This window comes from Hyella patelloides LEGE 07179 (assembly GCF_900659865.1).
In the GTDB taxonomy this organism is placed as follows: domain Bacteria; phylum Cyanobacteriota; class Cyanobacteriia; order Cyanobacteriales; family Xenococcaceae; genus Hyella; species Hyella patelloides.
The window spans coordinates 30,522-56,672 of the sequence record NZ_LR213780.1; the positions used below are offsets into that span (position 1 = coordinate 30,522).

At 36.3% G+C, this 26,151-nt stretch carries 22 protein-coding genes and 4 pseudogenes; 19 read left to right on the forward strand and 7 right to left on the reverse strand.

All coding sequences use genetic code 11. The annotated features are described in order from the left end of the window. Positions 1 to 72 precede the first annotated feature (72 nt). The 10 genes from H1P_RS04090 to H1P_RS04135 all read left to right on the forward strand — a co-directional run bounded on the left by H1P_RS04090 (position 73) and on the right by H1P_RS04135 (position 10,727). Complete coding sequence (locus tag H1P_RS04090) at positions 73 to 1,149, forward strand: polysaccharide pyruvyl transferase family protein (RefSeq protein ID WP_144864418.1); 1,077 nt, start codon at positions 73 to 75, stop codon at positions 1,147 to 1,149. 12 nt (positions 1,150 to 1,161) lie between these two features. Continuing rightward, positions 1,162 to 2,178, forward strand: coding sequence for a nitroreductase family protein (locus tag H1P_RS04095; RefSeq protein ID WP_144864420.1), 1,017 nt, complete (start codon positions 1,162 to 1,164; stop codon positions 2,176 to 2,178). A 102-nt stretch (positions 2,179 to 2,280) separates the two neighbouring features. Continuing rightward, the gene (locus H1P_RS04100) at positions 2,281 to 3,540 is read left to right on the forward strand and encodes a glycosyltransferase (RefSeq protein ID WP_144864423.1); all 1,260 of its coding nucleotides are present in this window, start codon (positions 2,281 to 2,283) and stop codon (positions 3,538 to 3,540) included. A 153-nt stretch (positions 3,541 to 3,693) separates the two neighbouring features. After that, positions 3,694 to 4,662: a glycosyltransferase family 2 protein gene (locus H1P_RS04105; RefSeq protein WP_144864424.1), complete on the forward strand. Its 969-nt coding sequence runs from the start codon at positions 3,694 to 3,696 to the stop codon at positions 4,660 to 4,662. 43 nt (positions 4,663 to 4,705) lie between these two features. Then, positions 4,706 to 6,100: a glycosyltransferase gene (locus H1P_RS04110; RefSeq protein ID WP_144864426.1), complete on the forward strand. Its 1,395-nt coding sequence runs from the start codon at positions 4,706 to 4,708 to the stop codon at positions 6,098 to 6,100. Continuing rightward, on the forward strand, positions 6,097 to 7,212 hold the full coding sequence (locus H1P_RS04115) for a glycosyltransferase (protein ID WP_144864428.1): 1,116 nt from the start codon (positions 6,097 to 6,099) through the stop codon (positions 7,210 to 7,212). The genes H1P_RS04110 and H1P_RS04115 overlap by 4 nt, the downstream gene beginning before the upstream one ends. 35 nt (positions 7,213 to 7,247) lie before the next feature. Further along, positions 7,248 to 8,585 carry a hypothetical protein gene (locus tag H1P_RS04120; protein WP_144864430.1) on the forward strand — a complete coding sequence of 446 codons (1,338 nt, stop codon included), beginning with the start codon at positions 7,248 to 7,250 and terminating at the stop codon, positions 8,583 to 8,585. Next, positions 8,582 to 9,784, forward strand: coding sequence for a glycosyltransferase family 4 protein (locus H1P_RS04125; protein ID WP_144864432.1), 1,203 nt, complete (start codon positions 8,582 to 8,584; stop codon positions 9,782 to 9,784). The genes H1P_RS04120 and H1P_RS04125 overlap by 4 nt, the downstream gene beginning before the upstream one ends. 80 nt (positions 9,785 to 9,864) lie before the next feature. Then, entirely contained in the window at positions 9,865 to 10,287 is a 423-nt protein-coding gene (locus H1P_RS04130; protein WP_144864434.1) for a hypothetical protein, read from the forward strand. Beyond that, complete coding sequence (locus tag H1P_RS04135; RefSeq protein ID WP_186375826.1) at positions 10,269 to 10,727, forward strand: methyltransferase domain-containing protein; 459 nt, start codon at positions 10,269 to 10,271, stop codon at positions 10,725 to 10,727. Before H1P_RS04130 ends, H1P_RS04135 begins: the two co-directional genes overlap by 19 nt. 21 nt (positions 10,728 to 10,748) lie before the next feature. Here the strand turns inward: H1P_RS04135 and H1P_RS04140 are convergent, their stop codons facing one another. Both H1P_RS04140 and ybaK read right to left on the reverse strand, forming a co-directional pair. Next, positions 10,749 to 11,948 (reverse strand): hypothetical protein, encoded by a 1,200-nt coding sequence (locus H1P_RS04140; RefSeq protein WP_144864438.1) that lies wholly within the window; start codon positions 11,946 to 11,948, stop codon positions 10,749 to 10,751. Between the two features lie 367 nt (positions 11,949 to 12,315). Next, on the reverse strand, positions 12,316 to 12,798 hold the full coding sequence (gene ybaK, locus H1P_RS04145) for a Cys-tRNA(Pro) deacylase (protein ID WP_144864440.1): 483 nt from the start codon (positions 12,796 to 12,798) through the stop codon (positions 12,316 to 12,318). A gap of 533 nt (positions 12,799 to 13,331) precedes the next feature. On the opposite strand from ybaK, the gene H1P_RS04150 reads away from it, so the two are divergent. Continuing rightward, positions 13,332 to 15,140 carry an iron uptake porin gene (locus H1P_RS04150; RefSeq protein ID WP_144864443.1) on the forward strand — a complete coding sequence of 603 codons (1,809 nt, stop codon included), beginning with the start codon at positions 13,332 to 13,334 and terminating at the stop codon, positions 15,138 to 15,140. Positions 15,141 to 15,361: 221 nt separating this feature from the next. Here the strand turns inward: H1P_RS04150 and H1P_RS04155 are convergent, their stop codons facing one another. After that, positions 15,362 to 15,880, reverse strand: coding sequence for a COP23 domain-containing protein (locus tag H1P_RS04155; protein WP_144864445.1), 519 nt, complete (start codon positions 15,878 to 15,880; stop codon positions 15,362 to 15,364). Between the two features lie 181 nt (positions 15,881 to 16,061). Here H1P_RS04155 and H1P_RS04160 point away from each other — a divergent pair, with 181 nt between their 5' ends. Beyond that, positions 16,062 to 16,676, forward strand: a complete 615-nt coding sequence (locus H1P_RS04160) for a hypothetical protein (protein WP_144864446.1) — start codon at positions 16,062 to 16,064, stop codon at positions 16,674 to 16,676. Positions 16,677 to 16,708: 32 nt separating this feature from the next. Here H1P_RS04160 and devC read toward each other — a convergent pair whose 3' ends face one another. From devC to H1P_RS04175, 3 genes are read right to left on the reverse strand one after another with little or no spacing between them, the layout of a single operon-like run. Then, on the reverse strand, positions 16,709 to 17,875 hold the full coding sequence (devC, locus tag H1P_RS04165) for an ABC transporter permease DevC (protein WP_144864448.1): 1,167 nt from the start codon (positions 17,873 to 17,875) through the stop codon (positions 16,709 to 16,711). Between the two features lie 48 nt (positions 17,876 to 17,923). Continuing rightward, positions 17,924 to 18,568 carry an HD domain-containing protein gene (locus H1P_RS04170; RefSeq protein ID WP_144864450.1) on the reverse strand — a complete coding sequence of 215 codons (645 nt, stop codon included), beginning with the start codon at positions 18,566 to 18,568 and terminating at the stop codon, positions 17,924 to 17,926. After that, positions 18,565 to 19,803, reverse strand: a complete 1,239-nt coding sequence (locus tag H1P_RS04175; protein ID WP_246141459.1) for an ABC exporter membrane fusion protein — start codon at positions 19,801 to 19,803, stop codon at positions 18,565 to 18,567. Before H1P_RS04175 ends, H1P_RS04170 begins: the two co-directional genes overlap by 4 nt. 305 nt (positions 19,804 to 20,108) lie before the next feature. On the opposite strand from H1P_RS04175, the pseudogene H1P_RS39790 reads away from it, so the two are divergent. The 3 genes and pseudogenes from H1P_RS39790 to H1P_RS04190 all read left to right on the forward strand — a co-directional run bounded on the left by H1P_RS39790 (position 20,109) and on the right by H1P_RS04190 (position 21,827). Continuing rightward, positions 20,109 to 20,324 (forward strand): annotated as a pseudogene (locus H1P_RS39790) (type II toxin-antitoxin system VapB family antitoxin). 136 nt (positions 20,325 to 20,460) lie between these two features. Beyond that, positions 20,461 to 21,195, forward strand: coding sequence for a tyrosine-protein phosphatase (locus H1P_RS04185; protein WP_186375827.1), 735 nt, complete (start codon positions 20,461 to 20,463; stop codon positions 21,193 to 21,195). A 2-nt stretch (positions 21,196 to 21,197) separates the two neighbouring features. Beyond that, entirely contained in the window at positions 21,198 to 21,827 is a 630-nt protein-coding gene (locus tag H1P_RS04190; protein WP_144864456.1) for a TetR/AcrR family transcriptional regulator, read from the forward strand. Positions 21,828 to 22,497: 670 nt separating this feature from the next. Here the strand turns inward: H1P_RS04190 and H1P_RS04195 are convergent. After that, entirely contained in the window at positions 22,498 to 22,863 is a 366-nt protein-coding gene (locus H1P_RS04195; RefSeq protein ID WP_144864458.1) for a response regulator, read from the reverse strand. A 234-nt stretch (positions 22,864 to 23,097) separates the two neighbouring features. On the opposite strand from H1P_RS04195, the pseudogene H1P_RS04200 reads away from it, so the two are divergent. The 4 genes and pseudogenes from H1P_RS04200 to H1P_RS04210 all read left to right on the forward strand — a co-directional run. Next, a pseudogene (locus H1P_RS04200) lies at positions 23,098 to 23,557 on the forward strand (Tn3 family transposase); the annotation flags it as partial. Between the two features lie 70 nt (positions 23,558 to 23,627). Continuing rightward, positions 23,628 to 24,208, forward strand: a pseudogene (locus H1P_RS04205) (transposase). Between the two features lie 7 nt (positions 24,209 to 24,215). After that, positions 24,216 to 24,347, forward strand: a complete 132-nt coding sequence (locus H1P_RS38790; RefSeq protein ID WP_281291083.1) for a hypothetical protein — start codon at positions 24,216 to 24,218, stop codon at positions 24,345 to 24,347. A 719-nt stretch (positions 24,348 to 25,066) separates the two neighbouring features. Further along, positions 25,067 to 26,023 (forward strand): annotated as a pseudogene (locus tag H1P_RS04210) (reverse transcriptase domain-containing protein); the annotation flags it as partial. Positions 26,024 to 26,151 lie beyond the last annotated feature (128 nt).

The window sequence follows — 26,151 nt, forward strand, 5'->3', positions numbered from 1 at the left end:
GTTCAGTTCGCTAATTGACCCAATCACTACCTATAATTGTCACAGTTTAAGAATCTAATTATTTTATTGTCCATGAAAACTACTTTAGCAAAAATATACAGACGAGTAAAAAAAATTGTCTACAAAACTGTTACTGCTCCCAAATGGATTATTGATAATTTGACCTTTGCCTATAGCCACAAAAAACTTAAAAACCAGAAAAAAATCATTTACACTCTCACTCCTCCACCCTACTTAAAAAATATTGGAGATCATGCTCAAGTAATTGCGATTCGTGCTTGGTTAAATAAACATTTCAGCAAATTTCCTGTGATCGAAATGGATAAAAATCGAGGTCATTATCTTTTGCCTGCTCTACAGTGGTTAGTGCAACCTGACGATATCTTTTTCCTTCATAGTGGAGGTAATTTAGGAGATCGCGGTAAGTGGTCGGAAGGAATGCGACGAGAAATGATTAGCACTTTTCCTAATAATCAGATAATTAGCTTGCCACAAACTATTTTCTTTAGCGATACTCCTAGTGGTCAAGCCGAGAAAGAAATCTCCCGTAGTATCTATGCTAGCCATCCTAACTTAACCTTAATTGGTCGCGATCCTCGCAGTGGCGAGTTGGCAGCAGAATTGTTTCCCCAAGCTCAAACTTTCTGTATGCCTGATTTTGTTCTTTCTTTACCGTTACGATCTTCAAAGCAACGTAATGACCCGCCCCAAATCTTACTCTGTTTGCGTTTAGATATTGAATCGGCATTGACACCAAAGCAGCGTCAGGAAATTGGTGACAGTTTACCCTATGAATGCACTTATTATGATACAACCCTTGAAAAAGAGATCGCTATTGAGCGACGAGAAGCAACTTTGGATGACACCCTCAAGCATTTTCTCGCTGCCGATATAGTGGTCACAGATCGCTATCATGGCTTAATCTTTACCGTATTATGTCAAAAGCCCTGTGTCGTGTTGCAGACTGTAGATCACAAATTGACTTCCGCTATTCATTGGTTTAAAGATATCCCTTCAGTGATGTTTGCCCAAAACTTAGATGAGATTCCCTCACTGGTAGAAAATTGCTTAAAGATCGAAAGTCAAAAAACTATCGACTGGAGTGGGACTTATTTTGATAAGATACCTCAACTTGTAGGTTTACAATAAAAACATTCAAATTTGCCAAAAGAAAAAATTTTGTACTTATTTGTCTTTTTATTTTATCAACGCTCTTTGATGATGAATATTAAAAATAGACTCAAAAAAATTCCCTTCTTAGTTCCTTTTTACCGAAAAATTATCCACAAATATGTCAAACGCAAAAGTCATCTTACAGGTAAAGTAACGTATGATGAACTCGCAAAATTGAGTGACGATGAATTACTTAGTTTGATGCGCCATGAGTCTCATCGTATTGAAAAAACAATTTACAATAATATACTTCAATCAAAATATAGTATTTATCGTAGCAAGTGGCATAAGCTGGGCTTAATTTATCAAGTTCTAGAAAGTCGAAACTATCCTAGCAATGAATCAACTTTTCTTTGGTCAAAGAAAATTTATCATGCCTTTGATAATTTGGAGCAGGATTTTGTCCAAAAAAATAGTATTTTACCTCCCCAATTTAATTCAGATTTAGCTCCAGAATTTATTGATTTTTTGAGGGCTAGACGTAGTGTTCGTGTTTGGTCAGCAGAACAACCAAGTAAATCCGAATTTAGGCAAATTGCTCATCAGATGATTGATGCAGCGAAATGGGCTCCAACTTCAGGTAATCGTCAACCTTGGCGATTTTTAATTTTAGTTGAACCAGAACAAAAAGAACTCCTTAGAGAAATCAAAGAAAATCACTGCATCAGCGCGCCATTATTAATATTTGTTGGTATGGATACTCGTTTTTATGGAGCATTGGGAAAATCAGAACGTTCTATATATATAGATGCAGGTGCTGCTATCATGCAAATGGTTTTAGTAGCTCATAAATGTGGTTTAGGAGTCTGTTGGAATCATTTTGCCGATGATTTGATCGGCTCTAGAGAAGCAAATAAAACAATATATTCTAACTTTACTCACAAACTAAATATTCCTAAATATATTGCTCCTATAGCCATCATTGCTACTGGAATACCAAAATTTATTCCCCCTGAACCTGCTCGGATGGAAATTGAAAATCTCTTGATAGATAATTGTACTTAGAGAATAAAAATTTTGGGTGTAGAAATGATTAGTACTCAAACTACCATCTCGTTCCATTAGGGTAGGTGGTAGTAGTTCATTTCCATCAAAAAAATAAGAGATATGCGAATTGCTTTTATTGTTGAGACTTTTCCCGCCTTATCAGAGACTTTTATTTTAAATCAAATTACTGGTTTAATCGATCGCGGTCATCAAGTTGATATCTATGCAGTAAAACCCAGAGAAGCAGCTAAAGTTCACGCCGATGTAATTAAATACAATTTACTACAACATACTTTTTATCGAGATTTTCCTCGCAACTACTTGCTGAGATTTCTAGTTGCCATCAAGCTCATTTTACAAAACATCTATAAAAATCCTTTAAGGCTTCTGAAAGCTTTGAGAACTTTAAATTTTTTCAAGCTCGGAAAAAAAGCCTTTTCTCTGAGACTTTTTCATGCTGCTGCTAGTTTTGTTGGTGGAGATGACTATGACATAATTCAATGTCACTTAGGTCATACAGGTAATTTAGCTGTGTTTCTCAAACAAATCGCTCTTCTGAAAGGGAAAATAGTTACGACCTTTCATGGAGTTGATATCTCCCAAATGCTGATCGATAATGATAGTGATTTTTATGCTGAGTTATTTGAAAAAGGAGATTTGCAGCTACCTATTAGCAACACTTGGAAGCAAAAGTTAATCGATTTGGGGTGCGATGAAAGTAAAATTACCATACACAAAATGGGAATTGATTTGGATAAATTTGAATTTCGTCCTCGTTTACCCAAAACCAAGCAAAAAACTCGGATTTTAACTGTAGCTAGACTTAAAGAAAAGAAAGGCATTGAGTATGGGATTAGAGCAGTGGCTATAATTGCCAAAGAATATCCTCAACTTGAGTATCAGATAGTCGGAGATGGAGAGCTTAGAAGTCAACTCGAACAATTGATTGAAGACCTTAATGTGAGTAATTGGGTCACAATTTTGGGGAGCAAAACCCAAGAAGAAGTCGTACAACTAATGCAAAATAGTGACATTATGCTGGCTCCTAGTGTCACTAGTCAACAGGGTGACTGTGAAGGAATTCCTGTAGTTCTGATGGAAGCTTCTGCTGTTGGTTTACCCATAGTTAGTACCCTACATAGTGGTATACCAGAATTAGTCAAAGATGGAAAATCGGGATTTCTCGTTCCCGAAAAAGACATAGACCAATTAGCGGAAAAAATCAAAAAATTGCTTTTCAATCCCGATCTTGGGGTAATAATGGGCAATCATGGGCGAGAAATTGTCGTTAAAGAACACGACATTAATCAATTAAACGATCGATTAAACACAATATTTCATCAATTACTAGCTTCAGATAGTACCAGTGGTGAAAAGTAAGGGCAAAGAATATGGAATAGAGAATAGATTGTTATTACATTTCCAGGAGTTAGATATTTAACTTAAAATTTAAAATATAATCCGTCGAGTTGGACTAATATGAACGAAAAATAAATTAGCTATATGTAGCTTTTTCCGTAAAACTAGATAAATATGAAAGTAACTGTTATTGTTCCTACTTTTAAAAGATTAGATTATCTTCAACAGGCACTTAATAGTGTTTCTCAGCAAACTTATCAGCATTTTAATTGTTTGGTGGTTAATGATTATCCTCCAGATGCTTCGGCAATCCAATCAATACTCTCAAAAATGCAAGATAGCCGATTTGTGCTGATAAATCAGAGACATTCTCAGGGAGGAAATGCAGCTAGAAATACTGGAATTAAACAAGCAGACGGAGATATAATTGCTTTTCTCGATGATGATGATTTGTGGCTTCCTAATAAGCTATTACAACATATTCAAAAACATCAATCAAATCCCAATGCTGGTTTGATTTATTCAGGTTTTATTAAACGCTGGGATCGTAATGAATTACCTCCTCAAGTAGTCTCAGCTAAATTTCCCCAGCAAGATATCGTTACCGCTATGAATCTAGGTCGATTTTGCCCGATTACTACTAGCAGTGTCACTGTTGTTAATAGCTGTTTTACAAAATGTGGTCTTTTTGATGAAAATTTAGTTAGTTTTCAAGATTGGGATATGTGGTATAGAATTGCTCTAGAAAATGATTTTGATTGTATCCCAGAACCTCTAATTGTTTTTAGACAACACTTTAGTACTCGCACCTCTCAAACGATAGATCGCAGACTCAAAGGTTTAGAACAAGTAATCAATAAATGGCATGATTCTCTTACTGATACTCTAGAATTTAAGAGAATTTTTCTCAACGATCTCTATTTTAATTTAATTCGTAATTTGATTTTAACCAAACAAAGAGCAGCCACAATATCTCACTGGACAACTTTATTAATGTTGAGTAAAACGAAAAAAGAAATCGTAGAAACGTTCAAGCTTTTGTTCATGTTTTTACTGACACCCAATCGATATATTATGATACGTAACTTAATCCAAAAACGGTCAACAGATAATAGCCAAAATGCGATCGCTGAGATAAAATAAACAGCGTCAATTTGATACCATTAAGCTGAAATTTCAATATAGTATGGATGATTCTACTCAATATTTATCATTTTTAAATAGTCTGGGATTTCCAGTTCAACAACAAAAAATTATTGAGATAAAATCTCACTCTATCTCTAATTTAACTGGTTGGCAGGATTTAAAAACTTTGGTTTGTTTGGCAGAAACTGGTGAGATTTATGACATCGATTTTCGTTATGCTTGGGGTTCAGAAATTTGGCAACAAAATTTAGTAGATCATGGCTGGTGTGAATCAACTTTACTAGCTAAAAAGCCAGAAAATGAATCCAAGCGACATAAATTAATTATTTATCTCTGCGAACCGACAACAAAACTAAATCAAAAACAAAAAATAGCAACTGTTCCTCAACGTTTTGTCATAGGTAGCTATTGGGAGACAGTTAATCATTTATATCAACTATTACCGATAGATTGTCCTTTTGAACTTCAAGATATTCAAAAAGCTAAAGATTCTACAAGCAAAAAGCGTAGTAATTTTCTCACAAAACAAAAGCCAGTTGCTACTACGAAAACAAAAGATATTCTTCCAACAACATTTTCACTCCCACCTGATTCACGACGTATTGGGGAAGGAGGATTACGGACTCAGGGTTTATATCGAAATTCTCTGAATCAACTACCATTAGTATCGGTAATTACTATAGTATTTAATGGCGAAAAATATCTCGAACAAACTATTCAATCGATCGTCAATAGTTCTTACCCTAATTTAGAATACATAGTAATCGATGGTGGTTCGACCGATAATTCTTTAGCAATTATCAAAAAGTATGAAGACGATCTTGATTATTGGGTGAGCGAACCAGATCGGGGAATCTATGATGCGATGAACAAAGGTACAATTGCTGCATCAGGAGACTATACTTTACATATTAATGCCGACGATCTTCTATTTGATTCTCAATGCTTAGCAACAGTAATTAACGAAATTCAAAAGACAAATCAGGAACAATTATCTAATCTATTTAGCAGTGTTTTATTCTATCGAATAGATAAAGAAACTTTGTCTAAAAGAGCAGCAACAACACCTCAATCAGATCCCATGCTTAATATAGTCAAAGTTCCAGGTTCTCATCAAGGTTTTTTAGGGATTAGAAATAGCAAATCCATCTTTAAGAGCGATTTATATCTGATTGTTGCTGAAAGAATTGTGATGTCAGAGAAAATAAAGCAGGAGCGTTCAGCAATTTCTACAACTACTTTAGCAATTTTTCGTAGTGGTGGTGTTTCTTATGGAATTAATTTTGCCATGTTAAATGAGATGCAGCGAGCTACTGCTACTAGTCGCAATCCTCAAGTATTTTTTGCTCTATTAACTGAATATTTACGCTTATCTTTACTCTGGTTTGGTAAAATTACAGGATTAATTAAGCTCAAACAAAAAATTAGTCAATGAATTGCCAACACATTGCTTTTTTTCTTTCTGAACTTCATGGTGGTGGAGCGCAAAGAGTAATCGTTAATTTAGCTAACGAATTTGCTAAAAAAGGATTAGCTGTAGATTTAGTTTTAGCAAAAGCTGAAGGTCCTTATCTGAATATAGTTGTCGATCGAGTTCGTATTGTAGACCTTAAAGTGTCAAAGTTAGTCCACAGCTTTTTTCCTTTAGTTGACTATCTTAATGAGTATCAACCAAAATTGTTAATTTCCAGTTTAAGCGGAGCTAATTTAATCGCCATTGGTGCTAAGTATATTGCCAAAACTAAGGTTAAAACTATGGTTATGATACAAAATGATGTATCTCAGCAGGCAAAAAATTACACTTATAACAGACGTAAACTACTTCCTTATTTGAGACGATATTTATATCCTCAAGCAGATTTAATTGTGGCAGCTTCTCAAGGTGTAGCCAAAAGTATCGCAGTAGCAACTAAGATATCACCTAAACGAGTTGAAGTTATTTACAATCCTGTGGTGACTCCTGAAATAACCAAAATGGCTCAAGCTTCTGTAGCAATTCCTGAGTTAGATAACTTAGAAGTACCAATAGTTTTGGGGGTAGGGCGATTACATCAGCAAAAAGATTTTACTAACCTGATTAAAGCTTTTGCAATTGTCAGAAAGCAGCAGCCAGCTTACTTGGTAATTCTCGGAGAAGGTAAAGAGCGTCAGATGTTAGAAGATTTAGTTAAAGATTTAGGCTTAGAAGCAGATGTTTTGTTACCTGGATTTGTAGATAATCCCTATGCTTATATGGCAAAAGCGAGTGTATTTGTCTTATCTTCAGCTTGGGAAGGATTTGGTAACGTGCTAGTGGAAGCTATGGCTTGTGGTACTACTGTTGTTTCTACTGATTGCCCAAGTGGCCCTGGGGAAATTTTAGCAGAAGAGCAATATGGTAAGTTAGTTCCTGTCAGAGATTCTCCAGCACTAGCAAAAGCCATTTTGGAGAGTTTAGCTCAACCTTCAAATCCCGCTAGATTGCGATCTAGAGCAGATGAATTCTCTGTCGAGCAGATTAGCAATCAGTATCTAGACTTCATTAATAATTCCCCTCTTTTTGCTTGAGAGCCAAATTCTTTAAAATATTATTAAACTTATTTATGGAAATTCAATCTTCTAACTATAAAATATCAATCAATAAAACTATTAGACAACTATTAGTTTTATACTTTATATCCCTGATTTTTACATATCCTTATGGAATTGAAATTATTAATGATAACTTTATTAGATTCCCCGATTTAATAGCGATCGCTATTACTAGTTTTAGCGTATCTTGCTGGTTATTATTGGGAAAATCTCGGTTAAAAATACGACCTTTGTTACCCATATTACCCTTTTTGATTTTGGAGCTATTATTTCCTATAATTGGGGCATTTTATTATGGCTCAATGAGTGATTCTTTGAGTAGTGCTAGAGTGTTGTTACTTTATCTTCCCGTAACCATTTGCATCTTAAAATTAGGAAATGTATCTGCTTATAAACTAGATTTGAAATTAGAAAAGCTGTTCAAAATCGCAGTAATAATTAACTTGATTTACTGTATCATTCAGTTGGCAGTTGGCATGGGATTGCTACCCGAATTCTTGCTTATTACTAATAGTTTAGAGTCTTGGGCAGCCGATTCTCATTTTAATCAACTATCAGGTTTAAGAGTTTCTGGTTTTTTTGTTAACGTGTCTGCACTTGCTGCTTTTGGCATTATTACCATGAGCTATTTTTTAGCTAAGTTTCAAGTCAAGAAACAAGGTATATATTTGGTATATTTAATGACCGCTCTGTTACTAATTATGTTATCGACTTCCCGTAATGCTTATATTGTAGCAGCACTCATTATATTTTTAAGCTTGATAACTAGTGGCATAAAAAGATCGTTTAAACTAGCAATAACTATTATAATTAGTGTTGTTTTGCTAATTATTTTGCTTAATTTATACCTCGAACTTGACTATGATGTTTTCTTTTCTCGCTTTATCAGAGTACAAGAACAAGGTTTAGAACAAGACTACTCTTGGAGTACCAGAGTTGAAGATGTTTGGCCAATGGTGCTGTCCGAACTAAGAAAATATCCTTGGGGAACTTTTATTCCCAGCTTTAAAGTATTGGGAATCATCGATTCGGGATACCTTACCTATTATGCTCAAGGAAAATGGATTTTTATAGCAGGGTTAGTAAGTAGTTTTGTTTGGATATTAATCGCTTCTTTTAGAGTTAAAAACTCCCAGAAAAATTGGGCAGTATTTTTCTTGCGTTACTTGCTAGTCTATATCTCCCCAGCTATGGTAGTCAATAATCCAATGCGTTCTCCATTTGTTATTTTTGCTCTACTTTATGGTTTATGGTTTTTATCAATTGATAAACAACAATTTTTCAAAAAATCTGTGCCTACTTACTTTTTATCAGCGAGAAGTAGTTTGTCTGAGGTTAGAGGACAATGAAAATTTTATATATTGTTTCTACTTTAAGATCGTGCGGCCCTACTAATCAGCTTCTTTATATAATAAAATATCTGGATATTCAACAATTTGAGCCGATAGTTCTAACACTTTCTCCTGAACCTAAAAACTCACTATGGTCAAAATTTCAACAACTAAATATTCCGCTCTATTCTTTAAATCTATCTCGTTGGCAAGGAATATTATTAGGAGAGTCTAAACTTAAGTCTTTTGTTAGTGAACAGTACCCCGCCTTCAAAAGGAGCAGCGACCCTGGCGAGGTTTCCTCGCCCAAGGAACGCGCTGCGATGCGGGGCTTGCGTTCACTTCGTCAATATCAGCCAAATATTATTCATTCTCAGGGTATTCGTCCCGATACTTTAGCTGCTAAATATTTGAGTGATTATCAAACTGTAGCTACAATTAGAAACTATCCATATCATGATTATGTCATGAAGTATGGCAAATTAATTGGTTCTTATTCGGCACAAAAACATATTAATGCTTTAAAAAAAATTAAATTTCCCGTATCTTGCTCCAATACCATCAGCAATATGGTGAAAAAACACGGGGTAAAATCTCAAATAGTCTGTAATGGAGTAGATGAAAATTTATACATACCACCTACCTCAGAAGAAAAAACTAAGCTAAAACACAAGTTAAATTTACCTCTAGAAGCAAAAATTATTGTCTCTGTAGGTGCTTTAATTGCTCGAAAACAACCAGAAGCAATTGTGCGAGGATTTTTGGCAAGTCAGGCACAAAAAAATAGTATTTTACTAATTATAGGCGACGGCACTTTACTAAATTCTTGTCAAGCGATCGCTGAAAACTCTTCTAAGATTAAGTTTATCGGACAAGTTAATAATGTAGTGGATTATCTAAAAGTAGCAGATTATTTTGTTTCAGCTTCTGTATCTGAAGGATTACCCAATTCAGTAATAGAAGCCTTATCTTGTGGCGTTCCTGTTTGTCTTTCTGATATCGAACCACATCGAGAAATCCTCAATTTTAATCAACAAGCTGGTGTTATGTTTTCTACTGGCAACATAGAAGATTTAACAACTCAATTGAATCGGCTTGTCAATATTGAATCTGAGTCAATGTCTGTAGCAGCAAGATCTATTGTTTGTGAACATTTGAATGCCAGAAAAGTTTCAGAAAACTATCAAAGTATCTATTCAAAGCTATATTTGAAATAATAATATGCTTTTCTGTAATGCACTTCCTAAATAGGAGGTATTCTAAAGATCAAAAGTTACAATTTTAAAATTTAGTTTTTATGAATTGGAAACAAAAAATTCCCTGGCAAGCTCAAATGATAGTCAAGCTGTTATCAGCACATATACCCTTAATTGACGGTTTTCGGCTTCAAAAATTTAAGCGTGGCTCGATGAGTCAGCCAGATAAAGCTTATCAAATTTTTCAGAGACATTTTGAGCGAGTAAATTATTTAAGTGACTATTCAGACTTTACCATCTTAGAACTTGGTCCTGGAGCTTCCTTATTTTCCGCAATTTTGGCTCGTGCCTTTGGTGTAAAATCCACTTATCTCGTAGATGTAGAAAATTGCGCTACTGAAGAGCTACAACCTTATCTCGATTTAATAAGCTTTTTGCATAATCAAAAAAACATGAATCTAGCCGAGATTCAGTCTATAAATACTTTGAATGAGTTACTAGAATTTTGTCAACAGATTACCTAACAGAAGGCTTACAATCTTTAAAGACCATACAGAGCGAGTCAGTTGATTTTGTGTTTTCTCATGCTGTTCTCGAACACGTCAGATTGACAGAGTTTTTCGATACAATGAAAGAAATAAGGCGTATTATTCGCCCCAATGGTGTTTGCTCCCACTGCATAGACCTCAAAGATCATTTCGTATCATCACTAAATAATCTGAGATTCTCTCAAAAAATTTGGGAATCAAGCATAATTACTAATTCTAGCTTTTATACTAATCGTCTGAGGTACTCCCAACTATTGCAGTTATTCAAAGAAGCTTGTTTTGAGACAGAAGTAGTTACAACCACCCGTTGGCCGCATTTACCAATACCAAAACAAAAGATGTCATCAGAATTTCAAAGTTTGCCTCAAGAAGAACTTTGTATATCAGGATTTGATGTAATTTTAAAACCTATTTAGTTATATTTGGATGATAATTAATTAAGAAATTTCGTAGATATGTACGGCATAAGAATCAAAAGTATCTTCAATTCCACCTTCGATTAACTCAACGTCTCTATTTTCTGCCAAAACTTTAGCTTGATTACTAGCCTCTAAAGACTCAAAACCTATAGTTGCTCTTACTTTACCTCTGCCGTGATGAACTGCAATCAACAAGTATTGTTGGTTAGACGGATTTTGATAGAGAAGAGTTTGCACATCGTCTTGATTCACTTGAGAGTTTCCAGCTATGAGATTAGCCTCAACAATAGGCAAGTATTCGCGAAACTCACTAATTAAAGGAGTTAAAATTGAATCTACCCAAGATTGCTGCGTCCAATGATGTCCATAAAAGATCAAACCATCAGCACCAGCTAAAACCGCAGTATAAATCATGTAGCGTTCTTCGGCTGCGGTAGGTAAACGCCTTTTAAATTTAGGTTTGCCATTTTCTTGTTCTCCAAAACCTTGTAAAACAGGCCAAAATGGTTGATCTCCAGAAAAAGAGGCTGCTTCCTCCATCCACTGTCCAAAATCACTAAGATTACTAAACTCTGGTTTGGGGTAAAAAAAAGGATAGCGATCGATCATACAGATATCCATTGCGTTCCTATATTGAGGAACTTTGTCTATTTGTGAACCAGGAAAAACCACTGCTACAGGACGCTTGGGATCTTCAGCTTTAATTGCTTGATAAGTAATTTCTAGGATTTCAGGAGGTACTGGTACTCTAGTTGCGAGTATGGGTTCGTCATAGGCATACCAACCAGCAACAGCAGGATGTTGTTTATAAGTCCTCACAAATTCGGTTACAGCAGCAGCATCTCCAGTCTCAACAGGCTCTCTATATGGCTCTAAAAATACTTTAATCCCATTTTTTTGAGCATTATCTAAATAGGTTTCGATGGTTTCCTGCTGGTAACTATGAGTATAAGGAATCAAAAGATTGATTCCTTCATTGGCAACTTTGCCTGGAGTTTCTGGTTTTTCAATGCGATCTATCCACCCGATAGGAAATTCTTTCATAGCTGGATTAGCGGGTTTCTCCCTTGAAGACTGGAAATTACTTGCTTGGGTAAAAGATGCGGTGTGAGAAGACATTCCCACAAAAACAACTACAGCGATCGCACTTAAACAAAGAACAATCACATAGGCGAATTTTTTGATATTCTGAACCAGTTTTGCTGCTTTTTTAGCCATAGAGTATTGCCTTGGTAATTGTTAATCTGTGGTCAATAGAAATCGAATTTGCTCACTGTAAATACTATAATAGTCGCAGTTAAAGATCGACAATTGCGAAATCTGACAACCCATGAGAGCGCAAGCTTGCTCAAACTCTAAATAATTTCCAGAGATCGATCCAGCAGCAGGACAATTTAAAATTTTTCTCAGTAGACAAGCTTCCCAGTTTGGTAGATCGCTGGGATAAATTGTTGGTGGACAAGACAAAAATATCGTCTCAGGCAGCATTTTCTATTGTTAATTAACATTTAAATGCCAAAACAATGCCTGAAAAATATCAATCTTTGTCTCTAGAATCAAGGTAATTAAACCTTTTAGTTATTTATCACGTCTCAGTAAACAAGGCGATCGCTCCAATTTTACCTTTTACTACTTGTAAATAATCTTGAGTTGCTAACATAATCAAAGTTCCCCGCACTCCAGCAGATACGGCAATGCGCTCAAAAACTTCGATAGTTTCATCAACATAAACAGGGTAATCTTTTTTGCTGGCTATGGCTGTTACGCCACCACGAATATATCCTGTAAGGGATTTTAATTCTTTGACTGCAATCATTTCTACTTTACGTTCACCAGCTAACTTAGCTAATGCTTTGAGGTTTAATTGAGTGTTACTGGGAATAACTGCAAAATAAAGATTATTAGTGTTGCTGCGTACAACTAAGGTTTTAAATAGTTGTTCTGATGCCAGATTTAATTTACGCGCCGTACTTTCTGCTGCTAAATCTTCTAAATCTACTTCATAATCAAGCAGTTTGTATTGTATTTCCCAAGAATCAAGAAGACGCACCGCGTTAGTTTTTGCCATAGCGTAATTTTATCTAAGTTATGCAACAAGATTGTACTAATGCCAAAATAATTAATCAATAATTAGGCAATCACAAGTAAGTTGTAAAAAAAGTTTTTAGTTGTCGGATTAATCCCTAAAACAATTTCGCACAATGTTGACAAATTATTTGATATTACTGCTTCACTATAATTTATGATATTTTTTAGAGCTGACACTTAACTTAGTTAAAATTAACTAAAAAATTTTCAAACCCAAAAAATAACTAAGTAATAAATAGTTAATCTTGGCGTTAGTAAATCAGAGTGTGAAAGAATAAAATATGACTTTTCTTTCTTTAAGAGAAAAAAACAACAACGAGCAACGGACAACGAGTAAAGAGCAATTAATAACGAGCAGCGAATTCTATCATTATTTATTCCATACCTAAAATCAAGAATATCTTAGTCTTTTCAGCCTTAAAAAGCAAATAGTATACTGTATACAAAGATACTTTTATGTACAGCCAATGGTGATAGGTTTGCTTGTTAATATTAAACGGTGTGATAGTGAAGATGAGTTTACGAAATATTGGAAGATGGTATTCTATTACTAAAAATAATTTACAATTTATCAATAATTTAACCTTATTACTTTTCCCCTTAACTTTCTTACTCGCTACAACTCTAAAAACGTTTGCCTCGGAAGAAGTAATTGTATATGAAGAATTAGACAGCATAAAAAATACCGATGAAATGTCTCAGGTAACAAATGTCAATCAGTTGCAAGATGTTTCCCCTACAGACTGGGCTTATGAAGCACTACGTTCATTAGTAGATCGTTATGGTTGCATAGCGGGTTTTCCCAATCAGTCCTATCGTGGTAATCAGGCATTATCTCGCTATGAATTTGCTGCGGGTTTAAACTCCTGTCTCAATCAAATCGAACGATTAATTGCTTCATCGGAAAGTGTAGTCAGAGAAGACTTAGATACTATTCAACGTTTAACCCAAGAATTTGCAGCAGAACTCGCTAGTATTTCTGAAAGAATTGATAATTTAGAGGGGCGCACTGCCTTTTTAGAAGACAATCAGTTTTCCACCACAACTAAACTGTCTGGTAACGTCTTTTTTAACTTTACTGGTGCAACTGCGGGGGATGATGTCTTAGCCGAAACTAATAGTCTTGATGCTCCTTTACCTCTGCGTCGTGCGGGTAGAGATAGCAATAACGATCCTATAATCAGTGAGATTACAGACGATCCTGAAATTACGTTCGGTTACTATACTTGGATTAACCTGAATTCTTCTTTTACAGGAAAAGATAATCTGGCTATTCAATTGGTAGCAGGTAACGGGAACTCTCCAGCTAACAGTTTTGCTTCGGCTGGACTTTATAATACCTTTGGTACTCCCTTTACCGATCAAACAGGTACTGCAAGCGGAACTAATAGTGTTGAAATTCGCGAACTATTTTACGATTTTCCCCTTGGCGAAAAACTGCGGGTAGTAGTCGGGCCAAGAATTAACTGGTATCGTTATTTTGATAATAATGCCTATACTTTCTTTCTTACTGGTGCGGGTAGTTTCAACTCCAGTGGCGGAACATTGGTTAATCCTATAGATCGCGGTTCGGGTGCAGTAATCACTTTTGATTTCAACGATTTTGTGTCTTTTAAAGTGGGTTATTTAGGAGAAAACACAGAATTTCTGCCATCAGCTTTTTTTAACACATCTTCAGCTCCCAATAAAGGCTTATTTAGTGGTACACAAACCCTAACTGCGGAGATTGATTTCTCAATTGCAGAAACAGCCAATATTCGTTTAATGTATACTCGTTCTACTGTCGATAATAATGTGCCAATTTTAGATGAAAATGGTAATACTACAGGCTTTGGGATCGGTGGAGCGACAGGCGAACCTGTATATGGGGTAGCCGATGATGGCTTTGGCGGTACAATTGGCGATGCTCCTGCTGATACTTTTGCGGTTAACTTTGACTGGAAAATAGTCGATTGGTTAGGCATTTTTGGACGCTACAGCTATGGTAGTACAAGCATTTTTCCCAGAGATTCCGACAGAGAAGAGGGAGAAATTGATGCTCAATCAATCCAGGCTGGTTTAGCATTTCCTGACTTGGTTAAAGAAGGCGCATTGGCAACTTTCTCTTTTGTGATTCCCTTTGATGTTCTTGATGGAGAAGAGTTTCTAGCTTCTGGTGCGGGAGACGGCGGTACACAGTACGAATTTGAAGCTACTTACTTTTATCCAGTCAACGACAATTTAGCAATTGTTCCTGCTTTTTATTTGATCGCTAATCCTAATAATTTTGAAGACAATCCCAATATCTATGTAGGTAATGTGCGAATGCAGTTTCAGTTTTAGTTAGACTAATGTATTGCCTTAATGGCGATCTCACTTTTAGTCGAGCTATCTACATAGTGCTTTCATGAATGACAGTGCAATTTGCACTACATCTACTTTTTAAGTTAGATTTTATCAGGAATAAGACATAAAGTTGATTGTAATGAACTTATACTATTGGCAAATTAATTGATTATTATTTATTAGTATGAAAATTATTATTTTATTATAAAATTAAGTGGTTATAGTTCATTGGTAAATAAGCTAATAGAAAAATAAAATTCTTGTTGGTTATTTCTCTCTATATCTTGAATAGACTGACTTATTTCCTGATTGAGAATCGATTTTAAAGTTTGATAAGCTCGATCGATAGGTGCTTCGTTTGGAGCTAAAGTAAACAAAACTACATCACACCTAAAACCATTTTCTGTAATGCAGACACTTGGTAATCCAACTTGTTCAGTGGGTTGTAAAACAAATAAGGCTGAATTATTACTTTTGTCAGCATAATTATTAAGTTTTTCGGTGACGCTATGGCAAAGTTTTTGAGGTGTTACATAATCATAAAAAGTATTCGATTTCCAATAAAAAATAGTTTGAGTTTGCCCTTCAGTATTTTTAGCAGTAGTAACAGGAATGCCTTGATTATTTTCACAAGTAAATGTTATAAGCGGTGTTGGTGTTGATTGTCCTGATACGGAAGAAATTAAGAAAGCTAATGTACTAAGGATAAATATTTGAATTAAACTTTTACTACGCATTCTTAAAAATTATTTTTGTCAATTCCCAATGCATACGTTTATCTCGGTTTAGATATGCAAATAGTTACACCGAATGTGTCTTCGTAATCGTGAAGCAATCAGCAAAATAGTTGAGTAGACTTCTTTTATGGCGAACAAATGACAAATACTAGAAAATATCTATTGAGGACATAAATTGTTTATGGAAAGATCACCTGATATCATTTGGGCTTACAGAGGAAAAACCGATCTAGCTGTAGGTACTCAAGCAACAACTATAGAGAAAATACTTGGTTGGACTGCGGGGTTTATAGGCGTAGTACTTATTGGTTTCTTTTATTGGAAAAATGATTTTGATTGGACAATTTGGCAATATATTCTAGCAGTAATTATTGCCTATGATATTGTTGGTGGTGCAGTAGCAAATTCTCTCAATTCTTGTAAGCGTTTCTATCATTCTTCTCTCCAAACATTTGAACCTAATTATGTAAAGCTAGCTAAAAACCATTTATTCTTTTCTATTATTCATATTCATCCTTTAATAGTTAGCCTGATATTTTCCTCTGCTAGTTGGTTTTATGGTGTGTTTTGGTATTTGATTTTGCAGATTTCAGTTTTAACTGTGACTAATACCCCTCTTTATCTACAACGTCCAGTTTCAATGCTCATTATCGTTACAGCTTTATTAATAAATGGCTATTTTGTAAGTTCACCTACTGGATTTGAGTGGTTTGTTCCTGTTTTATTTATTAAAATTGTCTACGGTCATACTGTTAAAGAAGAACCATATAGACCTGAAACTGAGAAGAATATTTAACAACAATCATCTGCTAACAGCTAATAGCTTGTTTAAAATATATCCGCAGGATCGGCTGATTGAAGTTTCCGAGTTGCAACTGCTCCTGAAATACCACACATAACAATAGTAAGTATCAGTACAGTAACGGCTCTAGAAGCGGGAAGAAATATGGGTAATGCTGTTGCTGCTGCAGTTAATTGATATAATCCTGCTGCTAAAGCTACACTGGGAACAAAGCCAATAATCGAAAGAATTAAAGCTTCTTCAAACACGACACCGAGTAAATACGAGTTACGATAGCCCATTGCCTTAAAAGTCGCGTATTCTGCCATATGATCGTTAACGTCGGTAGAAAGTACTTGATATACAATCACGATACCCACGATAAAACCCATCATTGTACCCAAAGTAAAAACAAAACCGATGGCGGTACTGCTTTGAATGTATGTGACTTCTCCCTCTACATACTCTTCATAGGTATAAGCTTTGACATCATCAGGAAGATAATTGTTTAAGTAAGTTCTTACTTGTTCTGCATCTGTTCCTTCTTGAAGATCGATTACACCTATACTAACCATTCCTGGCTGTTTTCTAGGAAATAAGCGCATAAAATTCTGATCGCTGGTAATCAATGCACCATCATCTTGAAAAGAAGCTCCTACTTCAAACAAACCACCAATGGTTATCGTAGTGCGATCTATTTCTGTAGTCATGGTTTCTCCCTGTTCGATTCGCTCGATTACCTCCTCATATTCTCCTCTAGAGGCTTTATCGAATAATACTGTATCGGGAATTTTGACTTTATCTAATTGGCTATTAACTTCGGGTAGATCGAAAGCAGGTTTATCTGGATTAAATCCAAAAACTGTCATCGAGGTTTTTTCTCTATTCTGAGGGTTACGCCAGCTAAGAGAACCAACATAAATAGGTTCGGCTGATTCTACCCCTGGTATATCCATCGCCTGATACAACCTTCTGCGGGGAAAGGTATAGGGTCTAGTAAAGTTGGTAGCTTGAGTACTGGTTAAAACAACATCGCCTTTGATTTTGCGAGCATATTGAGTATTAGTTGTATACAGGGCGTTCATAAAGCCCAACTGCATGAAGATTAAAATATCGGCAAACGCAATCCCCGATAATGCAGTGAACAGACGAAATTTGTCGTGTTTGAGTTGTAACCATCCTAAAGGAGTACGGTTTTTTAGCGATTTGAACATCGGGTTTTCAATGGATAATGGATAATGATTAGTCGTCAGTAAATGAATTTAATTGTTATTCAGTAGTTTTATTTCGGCTTGTATGTTTTTTCGGGCGGTTGTTTCTAGGCGGTGATGAAAATAATCGGTGTAGTAGATCCTTTGTTTAGTTAAAAATCGATTTAAAACTTTGGTTCTTCCTGATTGATAGTCGCGATTATCTAAATGACTATATTCTTGTCTAATTGCTTGGGCGTATTGGAAATATCGAGCTTTATTTGTACCTAAAATGGCTAAATCGATATCTAAAAAGATTAAATTATCAATTTCCTTAATCAATGGTTGATGGTTTTTTGTACTATGAATAATTTGAGTTATTAAGTAAATTATTTGGGAGTCAAGATTTAATTTACTGAGAACTTGTTCGGCATAAATAGCACTCAACTCTTCATTATCTTTGGCTTGAGGATCGTAAATGTAATCATGAAACCAAGCGGATAACCGTAAGACAGGAATATTTTGGGAAATATCTTTTACCTGTTGCAGTAAATATAAGATTTCCTGTATATGTTCGAGGTTGTGATAGTGCCTTATAGGCTCAGAATAACTCTGAATTAAATTGGCAAATATTTCATCACCCAACTTGAGATCTTTTACAGACAATTCCTGCAACAAATCAGACCAACTTTTTCTCAGACAATCAATTAAAATCACGATCGACCAATTATTAATGATTCATTATTCATTGATAAATTAATCCTGACATTTACCAATAAATTAGTTAACCCTGCTACTTTTTCGCTAGATGCTTCGTCTAGCTTGATTTCGACTTCTACTACCTTCGCATCGATATTAGCTGTAGGATCGGTGTTGACTACTTCTTGTCTTTCGATTTCTAAGCCAATTTTCTCTACTGTTCCTGTTAATTCTTCTGAAATTGCGCTACTAGTAATAGTGACGGGTTGTCCGATTTTTACTTTACCAATATCGCTTTCATAAACTTCCGCTACGGCATACATTTGGTTAATTTGTCCAATTCTGGCGATTCCTTCGTTGTTAGAAACTACTTCACCAGGGCGAGTTAGAACTTTAATTACTGTTCCTGCTTGGGGAGATTTTATATAGGCGCGATCGCGATCTGCTTGAGCTGTAGCTACTGCTGATTGAGCTTCTTGGACTTCTGCTGCTGCGACATCTACATCTACGGGGCGCACTTCGGCAATTTTGTTTAAAGTGGCTTTAGCTTCGGCTAGTTGTTCTTGTTGAGCAGATTTGATACGGTTTAGATTGGCTTTAGCTTCGGCTAGTTGTTCTTGTGCTGTGGCTAAGGTTAATTCTTTACTATCTCTTTGAGAGGCGGATACTGCACCGCGATCGTATAGTTGTTGGTAGCGTTGATATTCTATCTGGGCATTTTTTAATTCGGCTTCGATACGAGATATGGTAGCCTGTTGCGCCTCAATATCGTTCCTACGTTCGGCTTCTATTCTGGATATAGTTGCTTGTTGGGCTTCTATTTCTCCTGTTTGCGCCCCTGCTTTTACTCTGGCTAAATTAGCTTGTGCCACGATAACTCTGGCTTCTGCTTGTCTCAAGGCTGCTTCAACGCGATCGCGACTGTCTAAAACCGCAATTACTTGTCCTTTTGTAATTTCTTCTCCTTCTGTTACCAGTAACTCTTCAATCCGATTACCTTCTGAATTAGAAGATACTGATACTTGGATGATTTCTCCACTGGGTTCTAACCTACCCAATGCCGTTACTGTTGTAATTTCAGGAATAACGGTTTCTGGTACGGCTTTGGGTTGGGATGTAGTAGAAAATTGACGCAGGGCGAAAACTGTTGTACCTCCCATTAATAAAGCCAAGGCGATTATTAAAGCAGGAGTTTTCTTGATTAGGGGTTTGGAAGATTGAGCTTTGTTTTCTGTTGTATAGTTCATAGTCATGCTATCTGGTTACGACTAAACCGTTTAGTTCACTTTAGATATATAATAAAACTAAACCGATTAGTTTAGCAACAATATTTTCTAGAACGCTATCGCAAGATATTTTTGTACTATAAAAAATTCACTAACCAATAAAACATAGTATTTTGATATTGCTTGATGCTTGTCAAAGGCGAGATCGCTATTGCGAAAATCAACCAACTAATTACCTAAGAAAATGCACGTTATTAAAGAAAGTCAGAATAATCAATTTACCCATGAAACAGATAATTAAGTGTTTAAAACACCAAAAATGAATTTATTCTATGAGAACTAACATTGATTTGAATGAGCAGCTTTTAGAAAGAGCTTTTGCCCTTACTGGAGTGCGTACGAAAAAAGAGTTAGTTCACTTAGCACTCAAAGAATTAGTTGAATCGCGATCGCACTATAATCTTTGAGACTTATCGGGACAAATTGAATTTACTGAAGATTTCAATACTGATACAGTCAGAGTAAATCGTTATAAGTTACCACTATGAATTCTATTACTTGAAACTCCAAAAAGTGGTCTGCCAAAGGCAGCGCGTTGCGGACAGCTAAGCTGGCGCGTGCGCGTGCGCTAACGAAAATTCCAAAAACTGATGACTTGAAAAAATGTCAATTAAGGGAACTATTATGAAAGAGCTAAAACCATTACAACGGCATCTTGAACTAGCAGGTTGCCTTAATTTACGGGAACTGGGAGGATACGAAACCACCGAAGGGAAACAAATAAAATGGCGTACTTTATTACGTAGTGATAGCTTACATTGTTTACCGCCATCTAGTCAGCAACAGCTTATTAATTATGGAATAAAAACAATTATCGATCTGCGGAGTCCCTTTGAACTAGAAACAGCAGAATATGCTTTTAGCAATAGAGCGGAGATTAAGTATTTTAATTTGCCTTTAGTAGAAGAAAATCACAGAAACATAATTGAATCAATCAAAGATCAAACACTATTGGAACTCAACCGTTTCTTTTTAGAAGAGAGAGCGCACACAATTAAAACAGTCTTAGAAACAATTGCGACTCAACAAATTCCAGTAATAATTCATTGTGCCGTAGGAAAGGATCGGACGGGAATTATTACCGCTTTGCTACTAGCTATGGCTGGCGTACCGATAACAACCATTGCTGAAGATTACCATTTAAGCGAACGTCATTTAGCTCCTTTATACGATCGAATGCGTTCAAAAGCAGTTCGAGAAGGCTTTACCCATTTGTTAGAATCTCCACCGCAAACCATAATAGACACATTTACCTATCTAGATCGTGATTATGGAGGAGTTAATAACTATTTAAAAAATATTGGTCTTAATCTAGAAATAAGCGATCGTCTTAAAATGATGCTAACCAAAGAAAAATAATAATGACAAACACAAAAACAACTAATAAAGAACGTTCCAAATCAGAAGCCAAAGCAGAAGCCATCATTAAAGGAGCAATGCAAGAATTTCTTAAACATGGTTATGCTGCTGCGAGTATGGACAAAATAGCCAAAACTGCCAAAGTTTCTAAAGCCACAGTATACAGTCACTTTGGAGACAAAGAAAGCTTGTTTAGCGCAGTCGTACAAGATTTGGTCAAAGATAAATTCCAAACAGTAATGGGTTTGCAAAAGCCTCAATCTTTAGAACAAGAACCCAAAATAGTGCTATCTCAAATAGGAATGAGAATGTTAGAGAATACCAGAAGCGATCGCAATTTCCAAGACTTTGTTCGCATCATTATAGGAGAATCGGGGCGTTTTCCACAGCTAGCACAAGCTTATGTCAGAAATATCGCAAAACCAGGCATTGAAATCTTAAGCCAATATTTTAAAGCTCATCCTGAACTAAAACTAGACGATCCAGAAGCTACAGTAAGAGTTATGGTTGGGACGCTAGTTTATTTTGTAATCTTACAAGAAATGCTCCACGGCCAAGACATTTTACCCTTGGAAAATGAACGCTTAGTCAATACCTTGACTGACTTAATCACCCAACATCAAAATTGTTAGGCGACAAAGTTAAATACCGATTAGTCGCCATAGCCTAAAATTATAGATCGAGATATCTACTGCTTAATCCATGTACCTACACCAAATCACCAGGATACGTATCAATAGCCTACTCAATAGCGTAATTTGAGGGTCTGCGATCTAGCTTTGAAAAAATTTGAGATTAAGTGTTAATAATTACTAAAAATAAATATTTTCATGTTACTCTTCGGATTTGTTATTCATACCATTTATCAAAAATAATTGGGAGAGATCAAATTAGATTTTAGGTTGGGTTTTATCCTCAACCCAACGATTATCAGAATCGACCTTCGGATTTGTATACTCGTGCGTTCTCATGTCGCGAGGAAACCTCTTGTGCGCGACGCGGAGCGAGTCCTTTAGGGCCTTCAGTTGCCCCCAAATGCGATGGAGATAAACACCCAATATGACGGGTGTAAACACGAAGATGCAACGGGTATAAACGGATTATAAATTCCGCAGGTTCTGATTGCTTACCCAACCTCCCAAGTCTCTCATTACTTTTAAGAATTGGTATTACCTATGGGAAAATCTCCCAAAATTGAACTAGCTAACCACATCAAGTATCGTTTTAAAAAGTTTAAGTAAACCTAATATCAGTTAATATTCGATCGATTTTAATTTTCGCTTATTAAAAATGAAAATTTTTTTATGCTTTTAACATATTTTTAACTGTCGAGATTAATTCGGCTGCTTGAAAGGGTTTTGTCAGATAAGCATCTGCACCCTGTTTCATTCCCCAGTAGCGATCAAATTCTTCGCTTTTGGTAGAACACATCAACACAGGAATTTCTTTAGTTGAAGGATTATTTTTTACCCAACGACATAATTCATAACCATTCATTTCGGGCATAATCAAGTCGGTAATAACCAAATCGGGGGTGTATTTTCCCAGCAATTTAACTGCTTCGCTACCATTAGTAGCCGTTAACACCTCGATTTTGATTGAACTGAGAATTTCGGAAAATGTCTCTCTCAGACTGCTGCTGTCATCAACAATGAGAATTTTAACCATCTTTAAGTCGCTGAAAATTGAAATAAGCCTAGGCTGTATTTATAGAGTTCCCTATAAGCATAGTTTAATTAACAGAATTTTGGAGATAATTTGATTTTTTTCCAATTTTGGGAAAAAAGGCAAAAGCAAGAAGAGCTTGTAACAAAAAAAAGAGAAGTTGAAAAAGCACAGAAAGAATGCAAAAATGATTATTTTCGGCAAAGTCTTTAACAAGAAAGAAAAAGTTAGAGTAGCTACATTCACAAAGACCAATTACGCAGTGCTATCGCAAAGATAGTTAATGCCAATGTATGAGATTCGTTTGCCTCACATCTGGGGTGAAGGCACAACCACCTGTGCTAGCGACAGCAAACATTTCGGTGCGTGGAAGCAAAATCTCATGACTCAGTATCATCTCCGCTATGGCGGACGGGGAGTAATGATTTATTGGCACGTTGAAAAGAATTCTACCTGTATTTATTCTCAGCTTAAAACCTGTTCGAGTAGCGAAGTGTCAGCAATGATTAACGGAGTATTGAAGCACTGTACCAGCATGGAGGTGAAGAAGAATTATGTGAACAGTCACGGTCAAAGCGAAGTGGCTTTTGCCTTTACTCATCTGTTGAGTTTTCAGTTAATGCCCAGATTAAAAAGAATCAAGGTGCAGAAGCTCTATCGCCCTCATGCTGGTCAAACTGATGCTTACTCCAATTTAGGGCACTGGTCAATTAAGATGTGTTGAGAGATAATAGAGTGTCAGAAACCACTAATAATATGCGATCGCCATAACTGGGAACTGTCCTAATTGCTCAAGTAAAAAAACGATAAAACATGGTACAAATACCCTAAAAAATGGGATTAAAATTCAAAAATATAAGTGCAAAGATTGCGGAAAAAGATTTAATCAAAGAACTAGAACCCCAATGTATAGACTACGCCATTCCTCGGAAAAAGTAGCTTTAGCAATGAAAATGAGAGCCGAGGGCAATGGGTTAAGAGCAACTGGCAGAATTTTAGGGAAATCTCATGCCACAATAATAGGCTGGGAAAAACATTTAGAAAAAATCGAATCAAAATGGTCTCCTGCTGCCCCCGGCACTGGTCAATTAAGATGTGTTGAGAGGCACATAATAGTGCAATTAGACGTAAATGTAGTGCTTATAGAAGAAGACAAAATTTATATGCTAAAAAGGTTCAAGGATTAAATCGAGCCATTACCATTCAAAGATTAATACATAATTGGGTAAGTCCCCATTTTAGTCTCGGAAAAAATGTTACTCCTGCAATGGCAATTGGGTATATCAAAAGACCAATTATGATGTCAGAAATGCTCAATTGGCGAAGCTGGGAAGACAACACATCTTAATTGACCAGTGCCCAAGTATTCTCTTTCCCTAGTCGATGGTTTTTTCGGTGGAGGAGCGCAGGACTTTGCCGAAAAAGGAACTTGGACTGTTGTTTGTAGCATGGGTCAAATCCTCATGCTGGTGTTTATACTCTCATGATACTTTGCCTAGAATGAGACTAACTAGGCAAAGTAATTGATTTGTATTTTTTATCATTCAAGCCCAAAAATGGCGTAAAAAATGTCAAATCAGACCTCGTTGCCCCTCGTTGCAGCAACCTTGTGTGATTCGTTGTCTAGAAACCAATCCTTATTTGGAGAGGGGGATTAGGCGCAATGGTAAAAGAACCTTGACAACTTATTAGTCATGTTGGTGAGTAAGAAATCAATCTTACAAGTCCGACTCTGGTGGTGTTCCAGTAAAAGCATCCTCCCCATTTTTGGTTGTAGCAATTCCAGAGATGAAGCGGGAAGAAAAGGAGGTAACTCATAACCTAATTGAGAATCCCTTCAAGCAGGAATCTATGAGTAGCATCAGCAAACTGTAGTTTGAGCCATCGTCATGCGAAACAGGCTCAAGAGGTTGATACGCCTGAGCCTTAAGGCAAAAGATGAGACAAGTGTTGATAATCAGGGTTTTATCAACAAATACCCTTAATTCATCTCGGTGGAGATACAGGCTCTAAGGATTCAAACCAATGACTGATAGGAACGAATTAACCCTTTCTTGGTTCTCAGAACATCTGAGTGGGTTGCTAACTAGAAACCAGGAAAGTGGAGGGATTGTGTCAGAAGCAAATGCCCTTCTGTAATGGAAGAGGATAAGCTGACGGACACACGGTAATACAGAAGATAGAGTCGTGATTAGTAATTTATACCATGAACGAGTTAAATCAGACTACGTATGAATGGCAGAACATCTCCTGGCGTAAGCTAGAACGTTCTGTCTACAAATTACAAAAGCGAATCTATCGAGCCAGTAGTCGTGGTGACATACTCACAGTCCATAAACTTCAAAGATTGATGGTCAATTCATGGTCAGCGAAATGTCTAGCAGTCAGGAAAGTAACCCAAGATAACCAAGGAAAGAAGACGGCAGGAGTGGATGGGGTAAAATCCTTGTCCCCAGAAGCACGTCTCAATCTGGTAGGTCAACTAAAACTGGGACATAAAGTCAAACCAGTACGTCGAGTTTGGATACCCAAACCAGGAAAGACGGAAAAGAGACCTTTGGGAATTCCCACCATCTATGAACGAGCATTACAAGCTCTGGTTAAACTGGCATTAGAGCCACAATGGGAAGCTCTTTTTGAACCCAATTCTTATGGGTTTCGCTCAGGCAGAAGTTGTCATGATGCGATTGAGGCAATACATATCGCTATTAGTCAGAAACCTAAATATGTCTTAGATGCCGATATTGCTCAATGCTTCGATAAAATCAATCATCAAGTTCTTCTCGATAAACTCCAAACCTTCCCTAAATTCAGGCAACAAATAAAAGCCTGGTTAAAAGCGGGAATTATGGATAATGGAGAGCTAGAACCCAATCTAGCTGGAGTTCCCCAAGGTGGAACGCTTTCACCATTATTGGCTAATATTGCCTTACACGGTATGGAGAATAAGGTTAAAAATTTTGCTGAGGGATTAAAACTTTTATATCCCAACGGCAACTACCTCTCCAAAGAACGTAAACGAAGAAGCCTCCATCTCATCAGGTATGCAGACGATTTTGTCTGTATGCACGAGGATTTGGAAGTTGTACTTCAATGTAAGGAAATCATAGCTGATTGGCTCTCTAATTTGGGTTTGTCATTGAAACCGAGCAAAACACGCCTAGTATAGCATTACGCATATACGTTAGGACATTTTTTAAAAGCTGTATCAACACATTCTCTAACAGTTTCAAATTCTTTAACTCTCTGCTTCATCCAAGTTTTGAGAACCGACCACCAACGCTCTATCTT

Coding starts and splice junctions, on each gene's coding strand:
- H1P_RS04090 (WP_144864418.1), top strand. CDS start 73: ATGAAAACTACTTTAGCAAAAATATACAGACGAGTAAAAAAAATTGTC.
- H1P_RS04100 (WP_144864423.1), top strand. CDS start 2,281: ATGCGAATTGCTTTTATTGTTGAGACTTTTCCCGCCTTATCAGAGACT.
- H1P_RS04105 (WP_144864424.1), top strand. CDS start 3,694: ATGAAAGTAACTGTTATTGTTCCTACTTTTAAAAGATTAGATTATCTT.
- H1P_RS04110 (WP_144864426.1), top strand. CDS start 4,706: ATGGATGATTCTACTCAATATTTATCATTTTTAAATAGTCTGGGATTT.
- H1P_RS04115 (WP_144864428.1), top strand. CDS start 6,097: ATGAATTGCCAACACATTGCTTTTTTTCTTTCTGAACTTCATGGTGGT.
- H1P_RS04120 (WP_144864430.1), top strand. CDS start 7,248: ATGGAAATTCAATCTTCTAACTATAAAATATCAATCAATAAAACTATT.
- H1P_RS04125 (WP_144864432.1), top strand. CDS start 8,582: ATGAAAATTTTATATATTGTTTCTACTTTAAGATCGTGCGGCCCTACT.
- H1P_RS04130 (WP_144864434.1), top strand. CDS start 9,865: ATGAATTGGAAACAAAAAATTCCCTGGCAAGCTCAAATGATAGTCAAG.
- H1P_RS04140 (WP_144864438.1), bottom strand. CDS start 11,948: ATGGCTAAAAAAGCAGCAAAACTGGTTCAGAATATCAAAAAATTCGCC.
- ybaK (WP_144864440.1), bottom strand. CDS start 12,798: ATGGCAAAAACTAACGCGGTGCGTCTTCTTGATTCTTGGGAAATACAA.
- H1P_RS04150 (WP_144864443.1), top strand. CDS start 13,332: ATGAGTTTACGAAATATTGGAAGATGGTATTCTATTACTAAAAATAAT.
- H1P_RS04155 (WP_144864445.1), bottom strand. CDS start 15,880: ATGCGTAGTAAAAGTTTAATTCAAATATTTATCCTTAGTACATTAGCT.
- H1P_RS04160 (WP_144864446.1), top strand. CDS start 16,062: ATGGAAAGATCACCTGATATCATTTGGGCTTACAGAGGAAAAACCGAT.
- devC (WP_144864448.1), bottom strand. CDS start 17,875: ATGTTCAAATCGCTAAAAAACCGTACTCCTTTAGGATGGTTACAACTC.
- H1P_RS04175 (WP_246141459.1), bottom strand. CDS start 19,803: ATGACTATGAACTATACAACAGAAAACAAAGCTCAATCTTCCAAACCC.
- H1P_RS04185 (WP_186375827.1), top strand. CDS start 20,461: ATGAAAGAGCTAAAACCATTACAACGGCATCTTGAACTAGCAGGTTGC.
- H1P_RS04190 (WP_144864456.1), top strand. CDS start 21,198: ATGACAAACACAAAAACAACTAATAAAGAACGTTCCAAATCAGAAGCC.
- H1P_RS04195 (WP_144864458.1), bottom strand. CDS start 22,863: ATGGTTAAAATTCTCATTGTTGATGACAGCAGCAGTCTGAGAGAGACA.